At 43.6% G+C, this 25532-nt stretch carries 19 protein-coding genes; 4 read left to right on the forward strand and 15 right to left on the reverse strand.

What is annotated here, in order from left to right; all coding sequences use genetic code 11:
- Positions 1 to 104 precede the first annotated feature (104 nt).
- A complete protein-coding gene (locus MHM87_RS09440; protein ID WP_239258802.1) occupies positions 105 to 2222 on the forward strand; it encodes a TonB-dependent receptor in 2118 nt (705 codons plus the stop codon).
- Positions 2223 to 2352: 130 nt separating this feature from the next.
- The gene (locus MHM87_RS09445; protein ID WP_239258804.1) at positions 2353 to 4584 is read left to right on the forward strand and encodes a molybdopterin oxidoreductase family protein; all 2232 of its coding nucleotides are present in this window, start codon (positions 2353 to 2355) and stop codon (positions 4582 to 4584) included.
- Positions 4585 to 4894: 310 nt separating this feature from the next.
- Here MHM87_RS09445 and MHM87_RS09450 read toward each other — a convergent pair whose 3' ends face one another.
- From MHM87_RS09450 to MHM87_RS09475, 6 genes are all read right to left on the reverse strand, one after another.
- Positions 4895 to 5344 (reverse strand): hypothetical protein, encoded by a 450-nt coding sequence (locus tag MHM87_RS09450; protein WP_239247437.1) that lies wholly within the window; start codon positions 5342 to 5344, stop codon positions 4895 to 4897.
- 128 nt (positions 5345 to 5472) lie between these two features.
- Positions 5473 to 8580, reverse strand: coding sequence for a CusA/CzcA family heavy metal efflux RND transporter (locus MHM87_RS09455; RefSeq protein ID WP_239247438.1), 3108 nt, complete (start codon positions 8578 to 8580; stop codon positions 5473 to 5475).
- A gap of 60 nt (positions 8581 to 8640) precedes the next feature.
- Positions 8641 to 9576: an efflux RND transporter periplasmic adaptor subunit gene (locus MHM87_RS09460; RefSeq protein WP_061093929.1), complete on the reverse strand. Its 936-nt coding sequence runs from the start codon at positions 9574 to 9576 to the stop codon at positions 8641 to 8643.
- Positions 9576 to 10910, reverse strand: coding sequence for a TolC family protein (locus tag MHM87_RS09465; protein ID WP_029937684.1), 1335 nt, complete (start codon positions 10908 to 10910; stop codon positions 9576 to 9578). Before MHM87_RS09465 ends, MHM87_RS09460 begins: the two co-directional genes overlap by 1 nt.
- Positions 10911 to 10982: 72 nt before the next feature.
- The gene (locus MHM87_RS09470; RefSeq protein WP_004588585.1) at positions 10983 to 11378 is read right to left on the reverse strand and encodes a hypothetical protein; all 396 of its coding nucleotides are present in this window, start codon (positions 11376 to 11378) and stop codon (positions 10983 to 10985) included.
- Positions 11365 to 11982, reverse strand: coding sequence for a cation transporter (locus tag MHM87_RS09475; protein ID WP_015065928.1), 618 nt, complete (start codon positions 11980 to 11982; stop codon positions 11365 to 11367). Before MHM87_RS09475 ends, MHM87_RS09470 begins: the two co-directional genes overlap by 14 nt.
- A gap of 79 nt (positions 11983 to 12061) precedes the next feature.
- On the opposite strand from MHM87_RS09475, the gene cadR reads away from it, so the two are divergent.
- Positions 12062 to 12451, forward strand: a complete 390-nt coding sequence (gene cadR / locus MHM87_RS09480) for a Cd(II)/Pb(II)-responsive transcriptional regulator (protein ID WP_015065929.1) — start codon at positions 12062 to 12064, stop codon at positions 12449 to 12451.
- 128 nt (positions 12452 to 12579) lie between these two features.
- A complete protein-coding gene (locus MHM87_RS09485; protein ID WP_239247439.1) occupies positions 12580 to 13383 on the forward strand; it encodes an AraC family transcriptional regulator in 804 nt (267 codons plus the stop codon).
- A 343-nt stretch (positions 13384 to 13726) separates the two neighbouring features.
- Here MHM87_RS09485 and MHM87_RS09490 read toward each other — a convergent pair whose 3' ends face one another.
- The 9 genes from MHM87_RS09490 to MHM87_RS09530 form a co-directional block, all read right to left on the reverse strand.
- A complete protein-coding gene (locus MHM87_RS09490; protein ID WP_239258806.1) occupies positions 13727 to 14143 on the reverse strand; it encodes a hypothetical protein in 417 nt (138 codons plus the stop codon).
- Positions 14136 to 16217 carry an integrase gene (locus MHM87_RS09495; protein WP_239258808.1) on the reverse strand — a complete coding sequence of 694 codons (2082 nt, stop codon included), beginning with the start codon at positions 16215 to 16217 and terminating at the stop codon, positions 14136 to 14138. The genes MHM87_RS09490 and MHM87_RS09495 overlap by 8 nt, the downstream gene beginning before the upstream one ends.
- An 8-nt stretch (positions 16218 to 16225) precedes the next feature.
- Positions 16226 to 17929, reverse strand: a complete 1704-nt coding sequence (locus tag MHM87_RS09500) for a hypothetical protein (RefSeq protein ID WP_239247441.1) — start codon at positions 17927 to 17929, stop codon at positions 16226 to 16228.
- Positions 17916 to 19112: a site-specific integrase gene (locus MHM87_RS09505; protein WP_239247443.1), complete on the reverse strand. Its 1197-nt coding sequence runs from the start codon at positions 19110 to 19112 to the stop codon at positions 17916 to 17918. Before MHM87_RS09505 ends, MHM87_RS09500 begins: the two co-directional genes overlap by 14 nt.
- Positions 19113 to 19201: 89 nt before the next feature.
- Positions 19202 to 20548, reverse strand: a complete 1347-nt coding sequence (gene gorA, locus MHM87_RS09510; RefSeq protein ID WP_239258810.1) for a glutathione-disulfide reductase — start codon at positions 20546 to 20548, stop codon at positions 19202 to 19204.
- Positions 20549 to 20792: 244 nt separating this feature from the next.
- On the reverse strand, positions 20793 to 22100 hold the full coding sequence (locus MHM87_RS09515; RefSeq protein WP_014977555.1) for a response regulator: 1308 nt from the start codon (positions 22098 to 22100) through the stop codon (positions 20793 to 20795).
- Positions 22101 to 22170: 70 nt separating this feature from the next.
- Positions 22171 to 23838, reverse strand: coding sequence for an ATP-binding protein (locus MHM87_RS09520; protein ID WP_239258813.1), 1668 nt, complete (start codon positions 23836 to 23838; stop codon positions 22171 to 22173).
- Between the two features lie 10 nt (positions 23839 to 23848).
- Entirely contained in the window at positions 23849 to 24673 is an 825-nt protein-coding gene (locus MHM87_RS09525; protein WP_239258815.1) for a phosphate/phosphite/phosphonate ABC transporter substrate-binding protein, read from the reverse strand.
- Positions 24674 to 24696: 23 nt separating this feature from the next.
- Positions 24697 to 25257: a response regulator gene (locus tag MHM87_RS09530; protein ID WP_239258817.1), complete on the reverse strand. Its 561-nt coding sequence runs from the start codon at positions 25255 to 25257 to the stop codon at positions 24697 to 24699.
- Positions 25258 to 25532 lie beyond the last annotated feature (275 nt).

The raw sequence follows: 25532 nt of genomic DNA on the forward strand, positions 1-25532 counted from the left end.
AATCACCCAAGATAATGAGAATTGTTTTCATTATCTTTACATTGCTCTTCTACACCTTTAGTATAACGCGCCTTTCGTAACCTTATTTTCTTAAAAGAGTTTTCATGTTTAGACCATCGCTTACGCTCATTGCCTTAGCCGTTAGTGCGCCTTCTTTTGCTAATGATGCCCAAAAGGATATGGAACGTATTATCGTTTCTGGAAGTCGTGTTATTGAAAGTATTGATGAAGTACCAGCGTCAATCACCGTTATTTCAAGAAAGCAGATTGAAGATCACCTAAAGGTAAATCCCGAGTTACAGAGCTTGTTAGCGCAGATGGTGCCGGGCTTAGCTCCAGATACAGGTAGTTCGAGCAATACTGGCCAGTCTTTGCGCGGACGAGCTCCGCTTGTGATGATTGACGGTGTGCCTCAGTCCACGCCGCTTAGAAATGGCTCGTTAGGTGTGAAAACGATTGACCCTAGCGCGCTTGCTAGAATTGAGGTAATTAAGGGCGCTACGTCTGTTTATGGCAATGGAGCGTCAGGCGGTATTATCAACTACATTACCAAACAAGCAACAGCGCAAGACACGCATGAGGGCCAAGTGAGTTTGTCTTCACGTTTTAGCGCAGTGAAGCTTGAAGAGTCAGCCGGTGCGCGTATTTCAGCTGCGATTAACGGCAAGGTGGAGAATTTTGATTACCTTGTTACCGCCAGCTACGAGGAAAACGGCGTTCAGCGCGATGCTGAAGGCGATATTCTAGGTTTGCAGTACGGTTTGTCAGATGCTGAAACACAGAATTACTTTACCAAATTAGGTTACGACTTCGACCAAGAAAAACGTCTTCAGTTCAGCTACAACTACTTCAGCTCTCAACAAAAAACTGACTTGGCGGATGTTCCCGGAGACATCAACGAAGGCGTGAAAACCTACGCTATTCACGTACCTGAAGCGTTGCAAAAACGCGGGAAACCTCAGGGGCCTGACGGAAATGAGAACATCACCCTGAAATACACAGACAGCAATATCTTTGCAAACAGTGAAATGACGCTTGATGTGTACTCGCAAGATATTGAAAACGTATTTTTCTTTTCACCTAATTTAGCTAATCTAGATGAAGGCTACGACGGTGGTCAGTCTATTATTCGTTCTGAAAAGCGCGGCGCTCGCGCGACATTTAATACTGCGGTTGATTTTGATGGTGTTGAAGCTACGTTCATTTATGGTATCGACGCACTGAAAGACACCACCTCACAGCCGCTGGTTGATGGGCGAGTGTGGGTACCTGAGATGGAAATGGACAGCTTAGCTGGCTTTTTACAAACAAAGTGGGTAATTAGCGACGACGTTATCGTAAAGGCTGGTGTGAGAAGGGAAAGCATCGACTTATCGGTTGATGACTACGAAACATTGAAGCTGTGTCGCTCTGAAACTCAATGCTCTGTTCCTCTTCAGGTTACGGGTGACACCATAGATTACGACGCCACTACTTATAATATTGCGATAAAGTACAACTGGAGCGACAGCTTTAGCCCGTTCTTCAATTACTCGCAAGGTTCAGACATCGCTGACATTGGCCGTCTACTGCGCGCTGCAACGGTAGATGATATTGGTCTTATTCAAACGGAGGCTTCTATCATCGATAACTACGAAGTGGGCTTCACCTCTCTTTTCGACCAAGTACGCCTTGAAGTTGCGGCTTACAGAAGTACATCTGAGCTCGGTACGACCAATAGTTTCAACGAGGTGACAGGTGTGTATGAGCCTGTTCGCGCACCGCAGGAAATTTGGGGTTACGAAGGCTTAGTAGACTATCGAATCTCTGAAACGCTCAACGTGGTAGCCACATATAGTTACGTTGAAGGGAAAAATACCGAAGCTGACGTGTACCTTGGCTCTCGCCAAATTAGCCCACCCAAAGCAACAGCAAACGTAAACTGGAAACCATCAGACACTTTATCGTTAACAGTTAGCTATCTGTATGTGGGTGACCGTAAACGCTTCTCGCCAAATGCTGACGGCGACTATGTGGGCGATCAAGGACCTATATCGAGCTACAATATTGTTAACCTAAGTGGACAATACCAGTTCGCTGATAACTGGAATGCGTTTATGGGTGTCGAGAACCTGTTTAACAGCGACTACTATCCTGCGCGCGCTCAGTCGTATACTTACGGTGGCTACAATATTAAAGGGTTAGGCACCACGGCAACCCTTGGTGTGACTTACTCATTCTAACCAATAGCACCTCGTCTAATTGTGGCGAGGTGCCTTCTCTTTATCATCACTTTCAGTGATGCTTGTCTATTACAGCAATAATCGCTAATTTCGTAACAACTCATTAACAATGAATTGTGTAGGAATTACCGTGAGCAACGCTGAACAACAATTGCATTATTCTACTTGTACGCTTTGTGAAGCAATGTGTGGTATTGAGGTAGCGACGAAAGGCCGTCAAATACTGTCAATAAAAGGGGATAAAGAAAACCCATTTAGCCAAGGTCATATCTGCCCGAAAGCGAGTGCGTTAAAAGACTTGTACGACGATCCTGACCGCTTGAAGCGCCCGGTAAAAAGGGTACGAATTGACGGCGAAGACAGCGCCTGGGAAGACAGCGCATGGGAAGAGATAGGGTGGGATGAAGCTTTTGATTTGGTCGCAAGCAAGTTACACAACATCCAGCAGGCCCACGGCAATAATGCGGTAGGTGTGTATTTAGGAAATCCTAATGCGCACAATATGGGCTCAATATTATTCGGGCCGTATTTCTATCGTGCCCTCAAGTCGCACAACCGCTACTCCGCTACCTCCGTTGACCAGTTGCCCCATCATATTGTTAGTCGCCGACTTTTTGGTCATATTTCCCAAATTCCCATTCCTGACATTGATCACACGCAGCACTTTATGATTATCGGCGGGAATCCGCTGGCCTCTAATGGCAGCATTATGACCGTGCCAAACGTGAAAAGGCGTTTAAAGGGCATTCAAAAACGTGGAGGGAAGGTCGTCGTTATCGACCCTAAACGCAGCGAAACTGCCGATATCAGCTGTGAACATCACTTTATTCGTCCAGGCAGTGACGCGCTGTTACTGCTAGCTATGCTGCATGTATTGTTTGAAAAGCAGTTATACAAGGCGGATGAAATTTTATCTTATGCCGAGGGTATAAAAGCGGTCGAAAAATACGTTCGCGATTATTCACCACAAAAGGTGAGCGAGCTTACCGGTATTACAGCTTCACAAATCACTCAGCTTGTTTTGGACTTCTGCAATGCTGAGTCTGCAGTTTGTTATGGAAGGATGGGGGCTAGCGTACAAGCGTTTGGTACGCTCACTCAGTATCTCATCATGCTGTTTAACATGCTTACCGGAAACTTAGATAAGCGAGGTGGCATGATGTTCACGCAGCCAGCCGCTGACGTACTACCTGTATCAGGCAAGGGCAGCATGGGCGGATTTATTTCTCGCGTAAGAGGGCTTCCGGCGTTTGCTGGTGAGTATCCGGTAGCGTGTTTAGCCGAGGAAATCTTAACCCCGGGAGAAGGACAAATTAAGGCCATGGTAATTGGTGCAGGTAATCCCGTGGTCACTACGCCAAATGCAGAACAGCTTGATAAAGCATTTTCTCAACTCGATTTTATGGTTGCGGTGGATTTTTACGTTACCGAAACCTCCCGACATGCAGATGTGATCCTTCCTCCGGTAACCGCGCTAGAACGCGACCACTACGACATTGTTTTTCACAACTTTGCCGTGCGAAATTTCGCGAAGTATTCGGAAGCGGTGGTGGACATTGACGAGTACCAGCTTAGCGACTGGCAAATATACCTTTCGTTAGCAGAAAGGCTCGATGCGCTAAACGGAAAAAACACCGCACACTATGCTGCGCTTTGGGACAAGCAGCCTAAAGGTGTGGTCGATGATTTGTTGCAAGCAGGTCTTTATGGTCGAGCAGCAAGTAAAAGCGAAAAAGTTGAGGCAAAATTAAGCGAAACTGCAACCGCTATTCCGGAAGGCGGGCTGTCGATTGATACGCTTAAAGCATACCCACACGGTATCGACCTGGGGCCGCTACAACCGTCTTTGCCTCATGCCTTGTTCCATGAAGATAAGAAGATTCACTTAGACTTTGATTATTTCATGGCTGACTTAGACAGGGTTAACGCGCATTTCTTTGGAAAAGCGAACCATGGTACGCCGCAAAATCAGCCCGTTGTTTTGATAGGGCGCCGGCATATTAAAACCAATAATTCTTGGCTGCATAACAGCCCTCGTATGGTGAAAGGTAATAACCGCTGTACGCTGCAGCTTCACCCTGATGACGGGGCAAAATACGGCATTGCAGATGGCGATGAGGTAAGTGTGAAATCGCGGGTTGGCCGGCTAACCATAGAGGCTGAAATCACAGATGCAATTATGCCCGGCGTGGTGTCAATTCCCCATGGATGGGGGCACAACAAAAAAGGCATAAAGTTGTCTGTGGCAAGTCAGCACCCTGGGGTAAACACCAATATTCTTACTGACGATTTACAGGTAGACGAATTATCGGGAAATGCGGTGCTAAATGGCGTGCCCGTGGAGCTAGAAAAAGTAAGTTAAGCACATAAAAAAAACGGCATTTGCTAATAAGCTAATGCCGGCTTTTGTGAGAAAGCGCTCAATTGAGCGCGTCACTCTAGGTCATCGTACATCAATTACTATTTAGTTGTTAATATGGAAAATGTCTGGAAATTGTTTATACACTTGCTCTCTAAGCTTTTTCCATACTTTCCAATTTTAAGACACACATGACGTTTCTTATTGAGGAAATCATTATGCATTTTCCAGAGAAAGTATAACAGGGAAGGTATGGATGAATTGACTATTTGTATTCTCTGCTTGGATTAAGGCATTCATAGTGTTTTGGCATTTATGGTGTTTTGCAAAAAAATATTTTCAGTAGTAGCGGTGACAACAAATGGAGAATGTACTTATTGAACGAACGAGACTTTGCGTAAATCCCGTGGGTAATAAGTGCAGTCGTTTCTTGCTGGTCAACGCCAATACGCCATGAATCTCCCATTTGAATTTGAGACAACAAAGTTACAGCAATTCCGCAGGCGCCAATCAAGGAGCCGAGAAGCTGAAATGGAATTGAAGGAACAAATAGTAGGGGCGCACGTCCTAAGTAACCAAAAAGAACTAGACCAAATGCAAAGCAAAACGTAACCACGAATATAGCCCCTGGTACAATTTCTATTAATGGTGCGTTTATAGATGCTGCTCTTATACCAAAATCACCATTTCTCTTATATTGAACAAAGCTTCTACCGAGGACGGCTAGCGCCAAAAAACTACTAATTAAAATAAGCGAAACCATATCTATCCTTATCGTACATGACGTTAAGAATATGATTGTAAAGTCTATACTTAATAAAGAGTCAATAGGTACCTAAAAATCGTTCAGGTAAAACTTGGGCATTTACGAATAAATGCCCAAGAACACTACTAATCCCCTTTACTATGCACGAGTCGATAGAGTACAGGCAGCACTACCAGTGTTAGCAAGGTTGACGATATTATCCCGCCGATGACCACCGTGGCCAAAGGCCGTTGCACCTCTGCACCTATGCCCGTATTGAGCGCCATGGGCACAAATCCAAGGCTTGCCACTAGTGCTGTCATTAATACCGGACGCAAGCGAATAAGTGCCCCTTCAACAATGCTATTCACTAATTCTCCGGTTTCTAGCAAACGTTGCTTGATGAAGGACAGCATTACCAATCCGTTTAATACGGCAATCCCAGACAACGCGATAAATCCTACCGACGCGGATATGGATAAAGGCATATCCCTTAACCAAAGAGACATTACACCGCCTGTTAATGCCAAAGGGATACCTGTGAAGATAATCAACGCATCGCGTATAGAACCAAACGCAATTACCAGCATTGTCAAAATCACAAACAACGTAACCGGTACCACAATAGTCAATCGTTGACTCGCACTCTCGAGCTGCTCAAAGGTTCCACCATAGTCGAGCCAATAACCAGCAGGTAAATCTACTTCATCATTGATTCTCGCCTGAGCTTCTTCAACAAAAGTGCCAATATCTCTGTCACGCACATTTGCTGTGACAACAATACTACGTTTGCCATTTTCCCGGCTTATTTGGCTAGGTACTTCTTTAAATGCCAGTGTGGCTAATTCGCTTATCGGTACATGCTCACCAGAGGGCGTGACGATGGGAACGCTCTCAAGCTGAGTGAGTTCATTTCGAATGTCGTCGCCATATCGCACGACAATCTCAAAGCGTCTGTCGCCTTCAAAAATCATTCCAGCGGTTTCTCCACCTGTCGCAGCATTGAGCCATAACTGCAAGTCGGCTATATCCAAACCAAAGCGTGCCAATTGATCAGGCTTTGGTGTGACGGTGAAGATTGGAATGCCTTCTACCTGCTCAAGCCTCGCGTCATCAGCTCCTTCAATCGTTGAAATAACGGTCAAAATGTCAGAAGCAGATGCAAAGAGCGTATCTAAGTCATCCCCAAATAGCTTTATCCCCAAATCTGCCCTTACGCCACTAATCAATTCGTTAAAACGCATTTGTATAGGTTGCGTAAATTCATAATTATTGCCGGGCAAAGTAAACAAGTCCTCTTCAAACGTTTCCACTAACTCAGCTTTTGTCATTGATGGATCGGGCCATTGCTCCCGAGGCTTTAAAATAACATAAGTATCTGTAATGTTTGGTGGCATAGGGTCGGTGGCGACCTCACCCGTACCCGTGCGACCGAATACCGTCTGTACTTGCTCATACTGCATAAGTTTCGCTTCAAGAGTTTTTTGCATTTCAACTGCTTGTTCTACCCCTGTCCCAGGGATCCGTATTGCCTGTACTAAGATATCACCTTCATTGAGCTGGGGAATAAACTCGGAGCCTAATTTACTGCCCATCCATAAACTGCCGACAACCAAAGCACTCGCTGCTACTACCACTAGCCATCTAAAACGCAGCGCTCCGGTTAAAACAGGACGATAGACTGCCTTTGCACCTTTAATAATTGGGCTTTCTTTTTCGCTAATTTTACCTCTCATGAAAATTGCTATCGCCGCAGGCACTACGGTAAAACAAAATACCATTGCGGCAAGCAAAGCCATTATCACGGTCGCTGCCATGGGGTGGAACATTTTACCTTCGACGCCAGTGAGCGTGAACAAGGGGATATAAACAATGGTAATGATCAATACACCAAACAAACTGGGACGTATGACTTCATTAGTGGCTTCATATACAACATTCAGTCTTTCTTTGAGCGGTAGAGTTGCGCCGTTTTGCTTCTGGGATTCGGATAATCGCCTGATACAGTTTTCAACAATGATAACTGCGCCATCGACAATCAAGCCAAAATCCAGTGCGCCTAAACTCATTAAGTTAGCAGACACATCGGTTTTGACCATACCCGATATCGTGGCAAGCATTGCCAGGGGTATTACAGCGGCTGTAATAAGTGCAGCTCGCACATTCCCAAGCAAAACGAATAGCACAACGATGACAAGTAAAGCGCCCTCGACGAGGTTTTTCTGTACTGTGTCAATGGTTTTGTCAACGAGGCTTGTTCTATCGTAAACCGCTTCAAGGATAACGCCCTCGGGTAAGCTTGTTTTAATGGTTTCGAGCTTACTGTCCACAGCTTTGGCGACCGTACGAGAGTTTTCTCCCACTAACATCATTGTCGTGCCAATCACTGTTTCTTGGCCATTTAACGTGCCGGCTCCAGAGCGCAGCTCTTTACCGAGGTTGATTTGGGCGATGTCTTGAATTTTTACCGGTATGCCATCAATGATCTTAACAACCACTTGGCCGATATCGTCGATGCCCTTCAGTTGGGCTTCCGATCTGATCAGTACTTGTTGCCCATTTTGTTCTACAAAACCAGCGCCTTGATTCGCATTGTTGCGTTCTAGCGCACTGAGAAGGTCACCTGTACTTATCCCAAAGTTTATCATTGCGACTGGATTAGGATTCACATGATATTGCTTTTCAAATCCGCCTACCGCATAAACCTCGGTCACCCCCTCAACAAGCGACAATTGGGGCTTAACTACCCAATCATGGATCTCCCTTAATGCCATAGCATCATAGGGTTGACCGTTGTCCTGTCGCGCCTGAGGCTCAGCACTTAACGAGTACATGTAAATTTCACCCAAGCCTGTGGCGATAGGGCCCATTTCAGGGGTTAACCCTGTTGGCAATTGCGCCGCGATGGCGGTGAGACGCTCGTTGACGAGATTTCGTGCGAAATATAAATCGGTGCCCTCTTTAAACACGACTGTGACTTGCGACAAGCCATAGCGTGATATCGAGCGGGTATACGATAAATTAGGCAAACCGGCCAGCGAGGTTTCAACTATAAACGTTATGCGTTGCTCAGTCTCCAAAGGCGAGTAACCTGGGGTTGCGGTATTTATCTGCACTTGCACGTTGGTGATATCAGGCACAGCATCAATCGGCAGTTGTTTGTAACTGTACATACCAAAAAAGGCGACAAACAAGGCGAACAACATCATGACACCACGGCGCTCAATCGACAGACGGAGTATTCGTGCAATCATGCTCTCACCTCACCGTTTTTATGGACTTGGCTTTGCTTTTGACAATAAATTCGCAGGTAATTAGTCATCATCGCCCGCCTCCATTTTTAATAAATCAGCTTTTAGTAGATAGCTATTTTCTACAACGACTTGCTGGCCTATTTGAACGCCCTTCACAATCTCTACTAAACGGTTGTCCGTGTTCCCAAGTTTTACTTGGCGGGGGTAAAATCGTTCCCCTTCTTTGACAAAAACAATGGTTTGCCCATCTAACTCTTGTATTGAACTTTTGGGGAGTGCCAGATTGACTTCTTGGAAACCAATCTGAATATAACCCTCTACCATAGCGCCTAAAGGCCAATAACCACTGCCATTATCAACGTTCACAAACGCGATAGAATAGGGTTTGTCATCCGGTGAGGACGTAATGTGGCTTATACTTGATTGTTGCTGCAATTCCTCAAGCCTTAAAGTGACTTCCATATCAGCGGCAATATGAGTACGTTGTTTGGGGAAAATAGCCAATTGAGCAATTGCGCGAGAGTAATTAGCAACAGAAAGCAGCACTTGACCGTTGGTGAGCTCACCATCATTGGCGTGTCTAGCTATGATTTTTCCAGACATCGGTGAGGTGATTGAGTATTGATTTAAACTCTCGTTTGACTCAATGATTGCCAGCGTGTCACCTTTTTCTACTTTATCTCCAATATTCACCATGATACGTTTTACAACACCGTCGAAGCGGGCACGAATATGACTCAGTGACGCAGGATCATGAACTATCCGCCCAAACGTTCTGGTTGTGAGCGATAATGATCCTGACGCGGCTGAAGCAGTCACGATATCGTGTTTAAGCATCCGTTCTTGAGATAATACTACGTACTCGGGTCTTTCTTCGGCTTCCTCATCGTCATCATCAGCCAGGGCGACAGTAGCAAACAATAAAGTAAGTAGCATGGCTAACACGCCAAGCAAGTAACGTGCGCTAGTGAGTAATGTAAATTGTGATGTATTCATTATTTTTTCTCTAGTAATTCTGATGATTGAGCAGACGTCGAGGGAGAGTCAGAAAACACGGGAATTCCCGTAAGTGCCTCTAGATCTGCGCTTCGAAGGTGGACTAAGCCTGCGGCTTTTATCAGTGTTCGTTGCATATCTATGAGTTGCTGTTGCGTTGTCACCCACTCTATATAGTTGTAGCGACCACTTTCATAGCCATCCCGCGCCAATTTCAATGCAGATTCCAATGTGGGAACGACATTGTCTTGAAGGGTCGTAACAGTGAGCAAGGCTTGGTCTTTTGCGCTAATGACTTGATTTAATTGGCGAGTGAGTTCACGAATTTTCGCTTGTTTTTGATAGTCGATACTGTCAAGCAATGCGCGCTGTTGTTCGTATTCTCCTAGATTCCGCTGCTTGGTATTTAACGGCACCGAAATACTGGCGACTAACGCTGTGTCATTAATTCCCTGCATTCTTCGGATACCGGCTTCCCACGCAATGTCGAACTGCTGACTGGCCTGAACCACTCTCAATCTGGCCTCTTGTACCCGATAGTTATCAGCATAAAGCAGAACGTGTGGATTGCTTTGAAGCTGTGAAAGCATATGTTCAAGTGATAGTGAATTTGGAAACGATAACAGTGTCCCTTCAACTTCCGCAAACGCAGCGTTAGTGTCACCCCACATGATGGCCAGGTCGCGTTTATACTCATTGAGTTTTTGTTCACTTATCAATAACGACAAACGCGCCTGCGACAACGCTGACTCTGCACGTTTTTTCTCAAGTGGTGAAGAAGCCCCCGCTTCAACCCGTGTAGAGACTGTCTGAAGCATTGTGCGAGCCAGCATTTCAGCTCGTTGCTCAGTCTTGTGCAACGCTTGTTGGACAATGACATTGATATATCGTCGAGTTGTTTCACCCAAGATGTCCAGCGTACGAATGCGCCGTTGTGTAAGCAGTTGTGCTTTTTTTGAACTCACCACATTCATTCGGCCGCTGACTTTATCGCCCAGTTCGATGACCGACGATAAGGTCAGTGTCAATTCGGCATCTTTGATACCAGACACTTCGCCTGTTCCCAACACATTTTCAACTTCAACCCCAACAGACATTTCAGGTCGTAAGCTGGCCATTTTTGATTCACCATCCAAAGCCGAAGATTTAAATTCGAACACAACTAAATCTGGGTTGTTTGATAATGTGCGTTTGAGCGCATTTTCAAGCGTGATTGAAGACTTTTGCGCATTGGCAGATTGAACAGATATGCTCATGGTTACCAGTGCAGCAGATATCAATTTCAGATACGCTGAGCTAGCTTTTTTTATGCCCAATGGGCGTGAAGAACTCATAAAAGAACCTTTTGTTCATAAGATAACGACATACATGGAAAGCACCCATGCAAACATATAGGAGGGAATGGATTAATGTTGAGGTGGGCGCAAAAGGCCTTCGACTAGGCCGTCAGTGACGTTGCGGGAATAACTGTATTGATTGGTATATAACGGTTTAGATACGTCATTTATTGGGTGTTGTGCCAGAAACTTAATCTGTCCACATTGACACAGCACACAATGGAAACACTTAGACTCTTCACTCGACGTATTATCACCAGCATTTACATTTTTTTCGGGAACATCATAAGTGCCTATCGACTTTGATTGTTCAGGGACTGACGATACCTCCGCAGGGTAGTCATCGCATTGAGCGGCGAACGAAAAGCCCGATTGACACATGAGCAAAGTAATAAGTAGCCATGCCAACCTACGCAGTTTTGATGTGCAATTAAAAATTGGCATTTTCTTATCAACTTTGCGCATTAAGCGCTCGCTGTCTTTCATTTCCAGCATCTTCGAGGATCATTTTTGCCCCGCGCAACACAACGCACGAAACTATCACACCGATAACCAGATCAGGCCATCGAGAATCGAGCCAAAACACCAAAACGCCAGCAAAGATAACACCTAAGTTGGCAATCACATCGTTGGCTGAAAATATCCAGCTTGCCCGCATATGCACTTCTTCATTTCTTTGTTTGCGTATGATCACAAGACAAATGACATTAGCAACCAGTGCAACTGCCCCCATAGCCATCATTAGTCCCGATACAGGTTCGCTACCGTAAATTGACCGTCTTACAATATCAATGATAATCAACACACCCAGTGCCATCTGAAAAAAGCCGCTAATTCTAGCCGCATTGGCTTTGTGCAATAGCGATTTACCAATAGCATAAAGGGCAACACCATAGACAACTGCGTCGGCGAGCATATCAAGTGAATCGGCTATTAATGCGGTTGAATCAGCAAGCAACCCGATCCCCATTTCTATAACAAACATTGTCGCGTTTATTCCCAAAAGCCAATACAAAACCTGTCGTTGAGACTGGTCTTTTATTTCAACTTCGCACCCACATCCGCTCATTAGAAACACACTCTTTACTGATGAATAGTATGAGTATAAAGTCTATACTTGGTATAGAGTCAACGGTTAGGAGAAAAAAATGAAAATTGGTGATGTCGCAAAGACGACAGGTTGTAGTATTCAGACCATTCGTTTTTATGAAAAGAAGGGGCTCTTGCCTGAGCTTAAGCGCTCAAGTGGAAATTATCGTGTCTACGACAAGGGGACTATTGAACAACTCCTGTTTATCAAACAGTGTCGTTCATTAGATATGTCTATCATGGAAGTAAAAACGCTAATGGACAGTCGTTCGAGGCCAGATCAGAGCTGTTCAAATATCAATACGTTAATAGCTAAGCATTTATCAGACGTCATTATTCGCATTGAAGAGCTAAACGCATTAAAGTCATCACTCGAAAATATGGCGTCATCGTGTGACCAAGACAAAACCATTAGGGACTGTGGTATTTTAAATTATTTACACACTTAAAATTGTAAGAAGAACACAATTTCACTGTGCGCGCTCACCTTAACTTGTATCTATCGGCTAACATTCTTCATGCGTATAGATTTATAAGGCAAAAATCAATAGCCTGAACTTTTGATACTGAGTCAGCCATGCATATTCATTTGTGGCCCTACAAAGCGATTTACATCGGAATCAGTCCTGATAATGATGTTCATGCACATCATGCTGTCCAAATTTGCATTGGTTTAGACAAAGACATCTCGGTTCAAGATTACAAGGCACAAAGTATTCACACCGGACAATGTATTGTGATTTTCGAAGATGTCCCTCACAAGATTTTGGCACAGGACAATCAGATTGTAGTCATCTATTTAGAGCCTGAAGATAGGCAAAACCAACAATTTCTCAAAGCCTTACGTCAAGCCAAGAGTGATGGAATTAATACTCTGCCGCTTACTAGCAAAGAATTGGGATCCATTTCTCAGCATCTATTTACTGACGTCGATATCGACAAAGTGTGGAAAACAGTAAATAAAGCGGTAGGGCTAGTCTATAGTCCTGCGCTTTCATCGCGCCCTGAGGATAAACGGGTACGAGCGGTCATCGACATTATTGCTTCGCAGAGAGGTTGTGCAATCGATATGGCGTTTTTATCATCGAAGGTTTTCTTGTCCCCAAGTCGTCTAACACATCTTTTTAAGCAAGAAGTGGGTATACCTATTAGTCGTTTTATTGTCTGGTGGCGTGTGCGCGCCGCAATAGAACAACTGAGTAAGTCAGCAACATTGACTGAGGCTGCCCATGCTTCGGGTTTTTCTGACTTACCTCATATGAGTAAAACGTTTAAACAGCTGTTTGGATTTGCACCTTCTCGTTATTCAAACCGCACACCATTAAAATTCACAGTAATTAGCCGTTTGATACAAGCCGAATTAAGTTTGACTAGGGAATAATATACGCATCAATAAAAACGCGAATGTGTAAATACTATGAGAACGTTGGTCCAATGGATGTTCAGCCCATTATTTTTTTAAGCTTTATCTTTGCTGCATCCAGTATCTCCCAAAACACAGGATCTGCAACCAATTAACCTAGTATGCTTTTACAGACAAGTTCTTACGCACTAATGGATGCCAATGAGCTTCAATGAGAGTGCGAGCGCAGTATGTGCAATGAGAAACTGTCAGATTTGCGCAAGCTTTCTAGCAATTTTGTTAAATCAAATGTTGCCTACTCCACACAAGCGTGTGAACACCAAGTGATTTCGATGTGACGATACAAGATAAATTAGACATGCTATTCATTTGTTAACTGGTACTCTAATTCTGCCACTCTCTGTTTGTACTCTTCGATGGTTAATGCAAAAGAATTGTGCTGGCTAGCCATATTGGATAGCCTTTCACGAAGCTCAGCTACTTCGCTCTTGTACTTTCTTTTCAATTTAATTTCTTTTTTGAGTCGTAACCTCAGTTTTGAAAGAGCGTCTGAGGAGTGTTCGGGTATCATACTCACTGAATAGCTTTGTTTTTTTAAAGCCCAAATTTTTTCGGCAATATCTTCGTAATAGTATATTGAACCGCTGCCTAGGCCTGCTTCCTCCTCAACCGCTTTAACCGAGAGCTTTTGGGAGTACGGGACAATTGTTGTGGCTTTATTCAGTATTCTGTCTAGAGCCTCTTCAATCCTCGCTCTCGTAACTTCTGATTTAGTCATCACTTCCCCCGTCTTGTTTGTACTCAGAAAATGGAATGTTAAAGAAGTGCATGACTCGCTCGGCTGCTTTAATTTGTGAAAGGTAATGGCTTTCAATAGAACTAGAAAAAGAATCTATACTCTTAAGGTATTTTATCTGCTGGATACATTGTTGGTGTCTTATTGACCAGCCCTTCGCTTGTTCTTCATCTATTAACTGATTTTCACATTTAAAACAATTTGCTGGTGAGGCGACCTTGCTCATTTGGCATTGATATCCTGCTAAGCAATAGGAGTGTAACGTTCCTACAAAGTCTATTCTGCCAGCTTTAACGTGATTGTGAATTTCTTGCCAACTTTTATGCTCTGTTGGAATTGACCCTCTATCTTTCATTATTTCAAGGCCGCGCTTGCCAAATAATTTATCTTTTCGGTTGTACCACTTAAAAACAGTTTCAGTAATAACTTCATTACGAACATTTTTTATCAATTCTGACAGCTCGCTATCGGTATTAATCCCTCTAAGTACTGCTGCCGCACCGCCTTCTTCGTACCACTCACTGGTTGGTATATCCAAATGTTTAAACTGTTCTTTAACGGCTATCGTGGAACAGAGGTTGTGGCGTCTTACAAATACGGCAAAAGTTCTTCGAAATTGATGAGAAGTAATGGGCCATATATATCCAAGTGCAATTTTTTTATTAGATAAAACAGAGTTTTGGTTTGGGTTGATCAAGTAAAATTCTTCAAGGGCCTCGTCATCTACAATTGCTCCTGCCTCTTTAGCTATCTCATTAAATTTGTTGCGAAAATGCCCTTCATAGATGATCTTTGGAGCTTCACTTTTCTTTGTTTGAGTAAGCCATAAACAACTCGCCTCGTGGTTTTTCATCGGGTCTGGATGATTGAACAGTTGTTCTCGCATATATTGCGTCAATGCCTCAGCGAGTGAGATGGCGTCTCCTACGATAGTTGTTGTTACCCACTCAGATAGTTGTCCTCGTCCTTGTGTCATCTTGTGGTGGTATGATTGTACAGTGTGAATGATTTTACCGTTGTACGTTCTAGTCTTAAAACTATCGGGATGCAAAGAGTACAGTTCGCTGCGTCGCATTCCTGTAAATGCTGCGCAAACGATATAACAAGCGGCCTGGATTTTTGATAACCACGACTCAAATTGTCGCCAGGGTAAAATATGTTTTTCTAATGGCGTCCCTTGAAGATACAACTCAATAATGGATGAGTAGCTCTGAGGCTTAGCTTTATTTACCTCTACCCTATAGTCTGCGGAATTTGGGGTTAACCACTTCCAACTCCCGTCATTTATTTTGCGATCAACAACCTTTTTGCCTACTTCGTAATTTATGCGCAACTCTCGTATCAGTTCACTTAGCAAAACTCTATACGGATAGAGTTTTTCAATATAATCGATTGCTCTCGAATAAATTTTCTCCATGATACTTGTAGGCATAGCGTAAAACTGATTTGGTTTAGTCTTTTCAACCGCGCAGCATTCAATTGCTAAGGCTTTCGTGCTTTGATCGGTAGGGATTACTAGGCCTATGGGAAGAATGTGATCCGCCCTTTGTACTTTATTCAACATGCTGAATATCTGGACGGTGTTGCCATAACTGTATTGCAAAGATGTTAAGTATGTACAAAATTCATAAAACAAAACGGCATGCGACAGTTTGGAAATGCTAGCCCATTTCATTTTTTCCAAAAACTTATAGACTTGTAGCAACTTACTGTGCTGAAAGATAATTGTTGATGGCTTCAGTGGGTAAGAGTTCCCTCTGCCTGCATTAGTGTAAAGCCAAGAAAAACAAATCATTTTCAACTCTGTAGCAAGTTCAAAAGAACTGATCTCTGAAAAAGTGATTTTATCCTTGTTGGTTATCTTTCTATCTATGTAAGCAGATAAAATCCACTCTTCATCGCCAAAGTAGCTAACTGTAGTCCCCGCATGGTCTTTAGTCACTGGCACGTTATCTAGATACTTGAAGTCCAACTTACTATAGGATTCAAGTACTTTTTGAAAACCATCGAGGTTTTCATTCACTACATTTCCAGGAAGACTAAGAAGTATTTGCATCGTGCTCTCTAAAAGTTGTAATTTATACCTTCAGGCCAAATGGGGTGACGACCTTCCTGTTTGAGCTTTTTAGTTGCTTTACGGCGTACCTTCGGGTCAACGCTAAAAATACACAAGTCTATTTTTTCAACCAGTGAAGCAAAGTTTCTAACGAACTGAGAATGACTTTTATGGTCGATAATTGACTCCTCAATTACTTCCCGAAAACTCATTAAGCACCAAATATCCTCAACTTCTTCGATAATTACCTGATTGGGGCAATCGAAGCAATTCAAGATATCGGCACAAGCCAAGTGATCAACATCAAAGTGCATTGGACTTAAATTCATTTTTCGTTTGTAAACACTAGCTTGTTTACCGAAAGGAGAAATACATCCAGAACCAAGAGCTGTCTTTTGAGAGTGCTTATTTAAGTCACCATACTTAGCAAGAAATTGCTCATAGGGAAGTACTTCAACATCCAGTTTCGATTTTGCATAGCTTTTCGCCTGGGCAAGGTCAGAACATCGTGCAACAGCTTCCAATGTATGAGTGGCAGCTTGTAATTGCCTTTTATTTTCTATCGGATTACCCGTAGTATAGTGCTGACGGAGAGTCTTTGGTGTATTGCCTAATAAAATAGAAGCGCCAGCATAGTCGCCTGTTAAATCTAAGTATCGAGCACTGCCAGTCGCCCTGAATCTCTTTGCCATAGGCCTGAGCGGTAGGTTGTCATCCGTAACTAAATTAAAGGTGGATTGGAGCCAAATACTAGTATGTTTTAGATGACTTGGTTCAAGAGGCTTTAACTTGCCCCTACAAGCCATAAAAAACAAATGCTCGTTATTCGGCGCGATAGTGTGACTTAACTTTAAGAGCTTCTTTATGAATCGCAGTGAATGTTTTGGTACATTTTGACGATTGTTTTCTCCAATTGATATTGTTACGTACTTATTCGCTCTGGCTTTTAAAACGCTTTGTGAGTAAATGTGTTCTTCGTTGAAGTTACTTTCCTTAAACTTTTTCATAGATAATAAGGACGTCATGTTTCCCCAGGTAAAATAAGACATGAGGAAATAACCAAGTGAAAAACATTTTGTGATGGCCCCCGCAACTTCTATTCTCCGGGGCCCGAAAGCAATTTCTGCAGTTGCAACTCTTGGCTCTGTGTACAAGTGCAGTTCTGGAGTGCTGAGTATTTGTTCAAAGAGCTTATTAAACGTTGAGTAGATTGGTTTTAAAAGGGACTTGAGTTCAAAGTCTGAATAGCCCTCAGTAGGGTTCAGCTCGCGTCTGAAAAGACCTCTCGGAGAAAACCAATCCTTGCAAGGTAACCCTAGTATAGTAAGCATGCACTTTATAGAACTTGTTCTTTTTCGAGCTGTATTGACGTTCAAGGAGCCAAGCCTCACTTTTTCGACCTGATGCCTTTCCCACGCAACTATGGACTCGCGTGTTTCCAAGTCGAGATTCGATGAATCTACAAATTTTACATATCTTACAAGATCATTGACGTACCCAAATTTCGTCCTGTCTGAGTAGGTTTGATCATCATAAAGAGCTGTAAACCAGCGTCGAACAAGTTCGTCTCTATTTGCATATTTACCACCAGTTAGTTCCTTTTTTTTTGGCACATTGAAGTATCGAAATCTATTGAAGTCGAATTGCTGATACCGAGCTATCCCTACTTTCAAACTAATGATGAGGCTTTTATCTTGCTCAGATTGACTCATATAGCGACTCTTCAAGAATGGTATCTAGAAAGCTTGCTGCTTCTCTAACGTTTTTTTTACGCTCCAAGAAGTCGACGTACTTCCAAGTTGTTGCTTCACTACTGTGTCCCATCCATGCCATCATTTGTGTTACTGCGTCTTTTTGCATCCCTATCTCTAAAAGCGATGCAAGGCGGTACGTACAGTACGTGGCTCTGAGGTCATGAGTGGTATGAGAAAATAGCGAAGACGTTTCACGCTCAACAGCGTTTCTTAATCTTCTAAACGATTGCTGAACGTTGTTAGGACTAAATGGAGCACCTGATTTCGAGACTAGCAAAAATGAACTATTGTTCTTTTTGAGCCTTAGCCTGCGCCTTTTTGATTTTGCATAGCCAACAAGTAGAGCTCTGAGGCTGGGAGAGATTTCGACTTTTCTTTCTTTTCCATACTTTGTAGCTACACCATTCATCGGACCAATTTTCACTTCTGATTTATCGGAAAACTCAAGTTCCCACGCTAAACATAATGGGAAAGTACATGCTTCCTGTAATCTCAAACCTGATTGTACTTGCAAGAGTTGATGGATTATAAACTCTATGTTGAACGTGGAGAGTGCTTTCGCAAAGGGCTCTAGCTCATTTTTTGATAGCGGATTGAGTGATTGCACTCGCTCTTTTAAAGGAACTTTTACGCGAAGGTCCGTGCTACTGACAATGTAATGAGGGTTAAGATGATTCATCATTCTGGTGTTTCTGATTTTCACCATCTCGTAGTCAAATGGTTTACCGGATTCGTTAACGTTAAGAAATTTTTGGTGAATACACCACTCGTAAAACTTTACGACATGCCTCATGTAAAGAGATGCCGTAGAGAACTGGATTTGTCCTAGCCTTGCGTTTGTTAGTAAATTATCGTTTCTAAACCTATAGGTAGGTCTTAAATATTTAGCAGTCGGAAATTTATCCCAAGATAATGAGTTTTCTTCCAAGAAATTAAAGTAGCGCTTTAAAGCACGAACCGTGGAGTTTAAATCTTTCGCCTTCCTGTAGTTGACTAGATGATTTATCCAAAGATTTACAGGTGTAATATATTCGTGGTTTGAATAGTAAAAAGTTGGGATACCTTCCAGCTTAATATGCCCACTATTGGGTACCGAAAGGGGAAGCACAGAGAAGGGATTTGATTGAATCACGTAAGTCATGTACTACCCCGAATGAATCTAAGAATTTCTAAAGGGTAGTACATTTTCCAGAAAGTGCTCAGCTACAGTCTAACATTCCAGAACGCGATCTACATAGTAACAAACTCTTCTGCACTGGTAGGGTGAATAGCTACACACGCATCAAAGTCAGCTTTGGTCGCCCCCATTTTTATGGCAACGGCGAAGCCTTGCAGAATTTCGTCCATGCCGTGCCCAATACCGTGAAGGCCTACCACTTTTTCGTCTTTACCCGTACATACAAGCTTCATCTTTGTCATTTGACGATGGCGGGTTACCGCGGTGTACATAGACGCAAAACTAGAGGTGTACACTTTAACGTTGTCTTCACCGTATTCTTCAATAGCTTCTGGCTCGGTTAGGCCAATAGTGCCAATGGGTGGATGACTAAATACAACGGTTGGAATAAGCGAGTAATCCATGTGAGCGTCTTTTTGGCCGTTGAATAAGCGTTCGCTTAGCAAGCGACCCGCTTTAACTGCCACCGGAGTAAGCTCTGCTTCACCGGTAATATCACCAACCGCGTAGACATTCTTTGCCGTGGTGTTTTGATATTTATCTACCTTAACCGTGCCGTTGTCGTTCAGTTCAACGTCGGTATTTTCAATATCAATTTTGTCGGTAGAGGGTTTGCGGCCAATCGCCCAAATCAAGCAGTCAGCTTTTAACACTTCTCCATTGGTTAAGTGTACTGATAGCTCGCCATCGTCAGCTTTTTCCACTTTCTCTACGCTAGCATGGTCGTGCAATTTGCAACCTTCAGCATGGATCATGTCAACCAAAGTTTCGTGAATAATAGGGTCGAAATTTCTAAGTGGGGCGTGTTTGCGAACTACCAGGTGCGATTCTGTGCCAAGGGCGTGAAGAACGCCTGCCAGTTCAACCCCAATGTAGCCTGCGCCAACCACGACAGCGCGTTTCGGCTGCTCTTTTAAGGCAAAGAAACCATCAGAATCAATACCGTACTCAGCACCTTCAATATCTGGGATGATTGGGCGGCCGCCTACAGCAATCGTAATATGATCAGCCGTGTACTTTTCGCCGTTGACTTCTACCGTGTTGTTATCGATAAACTTCGCGAAACCGCGAATTAAGGTAACGTCATTTGCGGTAAGAGCGCGGTCGTAAGAAGCATGAATACGCTCAATATAAGCCTGGCGGCTGGCAATCAGGCTGTCCCAGCTAAAGTGATTTACCGACAAATCGAACCCGTATTCAGGTGCATAGCGATGTATGGCTTCAGCCACCTGTGCTCCGTACCACATGGCTTTTTTAGGCACGCAGCCAACGTTCACGCAAGTACCGCCAATATCTTTCGCTTCAATAATGGCGGCCTTCTTTCCATGTTTAGCTGCACGGTTTGCAGATGCGATACCACCGCTGCCACCGCCAATACATATATAATCAAAATGTGTCATTCAAAAAGCCTTCTTTGTCGGTTAGGCGAACATAAACGATAAGCACAGATGCCTTCGGTAGGTTCGCACAGCAAATCATTCTCTATCGGTCTTGTCATAAAGAGTGATTAAAAGACCGAGATTTGCTTTAGGGAATTTCATTTAGTTTATCAATGGGGACAGTGCGACCTAATTAAAAGGCTAAGACAAAGCGAAGCATATTCATGCATCGCTCATCCTGTTTTCAGCACGTAATCTTTAAAGCTTATTCACTTATAGTAGCAGAAAGCTCTTCTGGTTCTATTTGAATACTAAACGCTTTTCCACGTTCTTCTTCAAAGTGTACGAGTTTTTGAATGGTGGCATCACTAAACACATGTCCCTCGGGAAGGATAAGGATGTGACTATCGTTATACAAATTTTGGGCTAGTACCATGCCTGCTTTGAGCTGCGAGGCTTTCAATGATGTAGAAAGCAGTTTAGATGTCGTTACATCTTCTGCTTCGAGTAACAGGTCCAAAAATTCACCGTCATAGCGGGTGTTTCTGTGCTTTTTCATTTCTAGTTTGGCATCGCGAGGGCTCATTTCGATACCGCTCATTCTGCCGGTTACTAAGCGCCAGTAATCTCGGGCTATGGCCAAGATACGCGCGCCAGCAGGAATTTCTTTTGCAACTTTGTTATACAAGCCTGAGCCATTATAGTGCTCGAACTGAAATTCAATAATGTCAGAAACTTGATGTAGTTCATGAGCCGGAGCAAGTATTAACGCAGCCTGCTTGGTTTGCGATAGATAGTTTTGCTGCTGTTGATATTTAAGCTTTGAAAATGGCGCCTTAAAATCTTCGCTTTCAAGCCCTAGTAACCCAAGCTCGCAGATAAGGCCAGCATAACGCACCTGTTTGATTTCTTCTTTCTCTAACCGAGCAATACGCGCCAGTTTTGATGCCAACTCGCTAACCTCAATGGCAAACTTACCATTAATGTCAGGGTTAATGCTTATCACGTTGAACAGCACCTGCTCCATTGCAAGGTTGTGTTTTTCGATTTTATTTAGCGCTGCTTTTATCTGGCGCGTGCGCTTTTGAACCACTTGTTCTAGTGAGGCATTTACGTCGCGTAGCTTTTTATTTTGCAGTCGTGTTAGTTTTTGTAGACGAAGGTTTTCCGCCTTTAACTTAACGCGTTCTAAGCCTTCTTCTACAACAGCGATAAGCTCTTGGTTGTCCCATGGCTTTTGCAGGTAACGGTGTATCTTGCCTTGGTTTACAGCTTTAATTGTTGACTCAATGTCGGCATAGCCAGTGAGCACAACTCTAAAAGTCTCGGGATAATTGATAGCGACCTGTTCGAGTAATTCCGCACCTGACATCTGCGGCATTTTCATGTCAGAAATAACTACATGAACATCGTGTTTACTCATTAGATCTAACGCTTTGGCACCACTATCAGCAAGCAGTAAGGTGATGTCCATAGTGAACAGCGCACGCTTAATAGCGCGAAGGATATTCGGCTCGTCGTCGACAAATAGAACCGTGTAGGTCGTGGCTTGTTCTGTAGTAGGCTCTGTCATAAATTATTATCCTTATAAGCGACGTTACAACTATTACACGCAATGCTGCTTGATAACACTATTAGTTGATTCATCCTTCGCTCTCTAATGTTTTATCTGAGTGTAAAACAAGGGGGAGCGCTAATGTAAATATGCTTCCTTCTCCCTCTTTACTGGTGGCTGAGAGCGTGCCGCCATGCTCTTGAGCAATGCCAAACGAAATTGAAAGACCCAGGCCAGTGCCTTGCCCTTCAGGTTTAGTTGTAAAAAATGGGTTGAAGAGTTTGTCTAAATGACTTGATGGAATACCGCAGCCAGTGTCTTCTACACGAAGCTCGACAAACTTGCCCGCAGTACATGTGGTAATAGTTATCTTACCGTTCTTACCCGTGCTCTCTATCGCTTGACCCGCGTTAATGAGTAAGTTGGTAACAACCTGAGAAACCTTGCCTACATTCATGGCAACGTCAGGGACTTTGCCTAAATGCGCTTCGACAGTACAAATATACTTTAATTGGTTGTTCACCATGGCAAGGGTAGTGCGTACACAATCATTAATGTTGTGCTGCTGCATGTGGTCACTGTCTACACGAGAGAATAGCCTTAACCCTTTTACAATTTCAGCAACCCGACTTAAACCGTCTCTCGAATCGCTGAGAAGGTCGGTGATATCTTCATTGATAAACGCCATATTCTGATTAGCTAACATTTTTTCTAGTTCTGCCAAGGCAGAAGCACGCTTACTCTCGTCTTGCTCATTAAGTACCGCGTTAATTTGTGAGAATATCATTTGGTAGGTAGCAACGTACTCGCTTAAGGTGGATATGTTGCTGCTGACAAAACCCACAGGATTGTTAATTTCATGGGCGACCCCCGCTGCTAGCTGGCCAACTGACGCCATTTTCTCAGCTTGAAGTAGTTGTACTTGGGTCTCTTTTAGATCTTTATTGGCCTCTTGGAGTTGATAGTTTTTCTGATGCAGCAATGCGGTTCTATCCTGAACCTTTTCTTCAAGTAGCGTGTTAAGCTCTTTAAGCTCATCTTGCGCGTATTGAAGCTGCGCATGTTCTTCTTTTAAACGCTCAACCAGTTGATTAAATGCCTCTGCCAGTTCGCTTAACTCATCAGTGCCGCGCACGGGAACAAAAACATCTTGATAGCTGTTGTTTTTTACTGCATCACCTAAACGTTTAGCGCCTTCGTGTAATTGATGAAGTTGTGACATCAGGTAAGAACCAAGTAAGTAAGAGCACAATCCGACCAAAATAAATTCTAGAAAAGCCAGTGTAACTGTCCAGTTTCTCACCCTCGATACTGATTCAGTTACTGAAGCAATGTTAAGCCCAATCTCTACATAGCCGTACAAAGTCCTGTTCACCATGATGGGGGCTCGGGTGTCGTAAATACCATCATCAGCGTCTGAAACACTTATGTCGGCAGTAAAAGGGCGGTTTAGTGCGTTGGTGTTACCCTTTTCTACGAAAACTCTGCCTAATTTGTCTTTAACTTTGACGTAAGCAATATTGGGGTTGGTAAGGATTTCTGAGACGTCGGCATCTAGAGCTGCAAGGTCGTAGCTTAAAAAGGCATTTTTTGTCGTCGAAACAAAAAGGGCAACCGTGGTGTCGGCTGACTTCTTTATGTTACTATCGACAAGGTCATTAAGTAGCTGAAACACCGTCACAATGAGCACTAGCAGCAAAAGCGCTGCTATTGATGCGATACCTGTTATTGTTTTTATACGCAACGACAGTTTCATACGAGTCTACTCATAAATGCGGCCTCGATAGCGATGCTATTCCCAATGCTCTCACGTCGTCCCAATCACTGTCGTTTGACGCTATAAAGCCGTTAAACCCAATACCTTTTAAAATCCAAGACTTACTTGTGTCATTCGACAAAGCAAGTAATGCATTAAGAATAGCTTGTCTGTCAGCGAGCGCCATATTTGGATGGGTTGCGATAGCATGAGGCGTATAACCCTTGCTCTTCCATAGGATGCGTAATTCTTGTTTAACGTCATCAGGTGAACTGTTGAGCGTACGGACAATGCCACCCCCAGCATTGAAAAATCCCCGTTGTACTGCGAGGTATACAGAGTCATGAGAATTGACGTAGCGTGGTACAAAAGCAATTTTTTTCATCCGTAAGTGAGCGCTTGTGATAATTGTGGCAGCAAACGCAGCAGGCGCTGGGAAGGCTACTTCAGTACCGCTTAAGTCATCAAGAGAGCGTATGGGGCTGTCTTTATGTACAACAAGTAAGCCGCGAATTTCTTTATCGCGCTGGCGCGCAAGCGCGCGGTAGTCTGCAGATTCATTAAAAACCACAAAGTGGTAGGGGTTCATATAGGCAATATCATATTTGCCGTCGGCGAGATTCGCCTCAAAAGTAGGAATGTCTTTTGCGGTTTTAAAATCAATCTCAAAACCGGTGTAATTGCTCACATAGTCGATTAAGGGTTGCCATGTTTCAGCCATTTTCTTGGCAGACTGTTGAGGTACAACAGCAAAAGTAAGGGGTTTAGCATTTGTCGGTAATGCGCAAACACCTACAAGCAAACTTAAAAGAGCGAATCGCGATAACCAAGCCATAATGTCACTCCCTTTAAATCGATTTACATCGACATAAACTGCTCAAGGACCATTGTTAAGTCATGATTTGAGAACGGCTTTTGTAAGGCGGCATCAGCCCCTATCTCAAGCGCGCGCTCCAGGCTAATTTCATCGAGTGCCGATATGACCACAATTTTGAGATCTTTATATTTACTCTGATCTCGCGTGAATTCGATAACGCTGTAACCGTCCATGCCTGGCATACTTAAATCGAGGGTCATGACTTTGGGCTCGTATTGGCTCAGCATAATCCCCGCTTGGAAGCCGCCTGTAGCGATATACGACTCATAACCCGCCCGCCTGGCCACGCGCTGAATAGACTTGGCAACTGGCATTTCATCGTCAACAATTAATATTGAGGGCGTGGCAATGCCTTTCAATGAATCGGGAATTGGCATGTCGTGTCGTTCAAGAAAGGCGACAAAATCTTCTACTAATACTCTGTTGTTTCCACGCCCAGGAAGTTTGAAGCCTTTCAGCTTGCCGCTTTCGATCCATCGAATTACGGTGCGCAGATTTACATCGCAATACGAGGCTATTTCGCCTGAGGTCAACGTTTTCATATCTATGCCTTGTAGATTTATTAATCGAAATTATAGACGCTGAACAGCGAAGGGACAAAGTAGACAAAAGGATGAAATGTGACATTTGTGACAGCGCTTGGCGGAGCTGACTGTGTTGTTCAGTTTTTATGAGGGGCATTAAGAAAAACGGTGCAGCGGCATTCATTGAATTCGTAAATATAGGCAATAATCATGATCCATGCACGTTGACGGCAAGTAAGTTCAAAATAGGTCAACAGTGGCTAAAACAATAGCTTGCTTTTAATCAGCGAAGC

Source organism: Alteromonas sp. Cnat3-28 (genome assembly GCF_022348265.1).
GTDB lineage: Bacteria > Pseudomonadota > Gammaproteobacteria > Enterobacterales > Alteromonadaceae > Alteromonas > Alteromonas macleodii.

What these genes read in the sequence shown, in the direction of transcription:
- MHM87_RS09440 (WP_239258802.1), top strand. Translation starts at nt 105, where the DNA reads ATGTTTAGACCATCGCTTACGCTCATTGCCTTAGCCGTTAGTGCGCCT.
- MHM87_RS09450 (WP_239247437.1), bottom strand. Translation starts at nt 5,344, where the DNA reads ATGGTTTCGCTTATTTTAATTAGTAGTTTTTTGGCGCTAGCCGTCCTC.
- MHM87_RS09455 (WP_239247438.1), bottom strand. Translation starts at nt 8,580, where the DNA reads ATGATTGCACGAATACTCCGTCTGTCGATTGAGCGCCGTGGTGTCATG.
- MHM87_RS09460 (WP_061093929.1), bottom strand. Translation starts at nt 9,576, where the DNA reads ATGAATACATCACAATTTACATTACTCACTAGCGCACGTTACTTGCTT.
- MHM87_RS09465 (WP_029937684.1), bottom strand. Translation starts at nt 10,910, where the DNA reads ATGAGTTCTTCACGCCCATTGGGCATAAAAAAAGCTAGCTCAGCGTAT.
- MHM87_RS09470 (WP_004588585.1), bottom strand. Translation starts at nt 11,378, where the DNA reads ATGCGCAAAGTTGATAAGAAAATGCCAATTTTTAATTGCACATCAAAA.
- MHM87_RS09475 (WP_015065928.1), bottom strand. Translation starts at nt 11,982, where the DNA reads ATGAGCGGATGTGGGTGCGAAGTTGAAATAAAAGACCAGTCTCAACGA.
- cadR (WP_015065929.1), top strand. Translation starts at nt 12,062, where the DNA reads ATGAAAATTGGTGATGTCGCAAAGACGACAGGTTGTAGTATTCAGACC.
- MHM87_RS09485 (WP_239247439.1), top strand. Translation starts at nt 12,580, where the DNA reads ATGCATATTCATTTGTGGCCCTACAAAGCGATTTACATCGGAATCAGT.
- MHM87_RS09490 (WP_239258806.1), bottom strand. Translation starts at nt 14,143, where the DNA reads ATGACTAAATCAGAAGTTACGAGAGCGAGGATTGAAGAGGCTCTAGAC.
- MHM87_RS09495 (WP_239258808.1), bottom strand. Translation starts at nt 16,217, where the DNA reads ATGCAAATACTTCTTAGTCTTCCTGGAAATGTAGTGAATGAAAACCTC.
- MHM87_RS09500 (WP_239247441.1), bottom strand. Translation starts at nt 17,929, where the DNA reads ATGAGTCAATCTGAGCAAGATAAAAGCCTCATCATTAGTTTGAAAGTA.
- MHM87_RS09505 (WP_239247443.1), bottom strand. Translation starts at nt 19,112, where the DNA reads ATGACTTACGTGATTCAATCAAATCCCTTCTCTGTGCTTCCCCTTTCG.
- gorA (WP_239258810.1), bottom strand. Translation starts at nt 20,548, where the DNA reads ATGACACATTTTGATTATATATGTATTGGCGGTGGCAGCGGTGGTATC.
- MHM87_RS09515 (WP_014977555.1), bottom strand. Translation starts at nt 22,100, where the DNA reads ATGACAGAGCCTACTACAGAACAAGCCACGACCTACACGGTTCTATTT.
- MHM87_RS09520 (WP_239258813.1), bottom strand. Translation starts at nt 23,838, where the DNA reads ATGAAACTGTCGTTGCGTATAAAAACAATAACAGGTATCGCATCAATA.
- MHM87_RS09525 (WP_239258815.1), bottom strand. Translation starts at nt 24,673, where the DNA reads ATGGCTTGGTTATCGCGATTCGCTCTTTTAAGTTTGCTTGTAGGTGTT.
- MHM87_RS09530 (WP_239258817.1), bottom strand. Translation starts at nt 25,257, where the DNA reads ATGAAAACGTTGACCTCAGGCGAAATAGCCTCGTATTGCGATGTAAAT.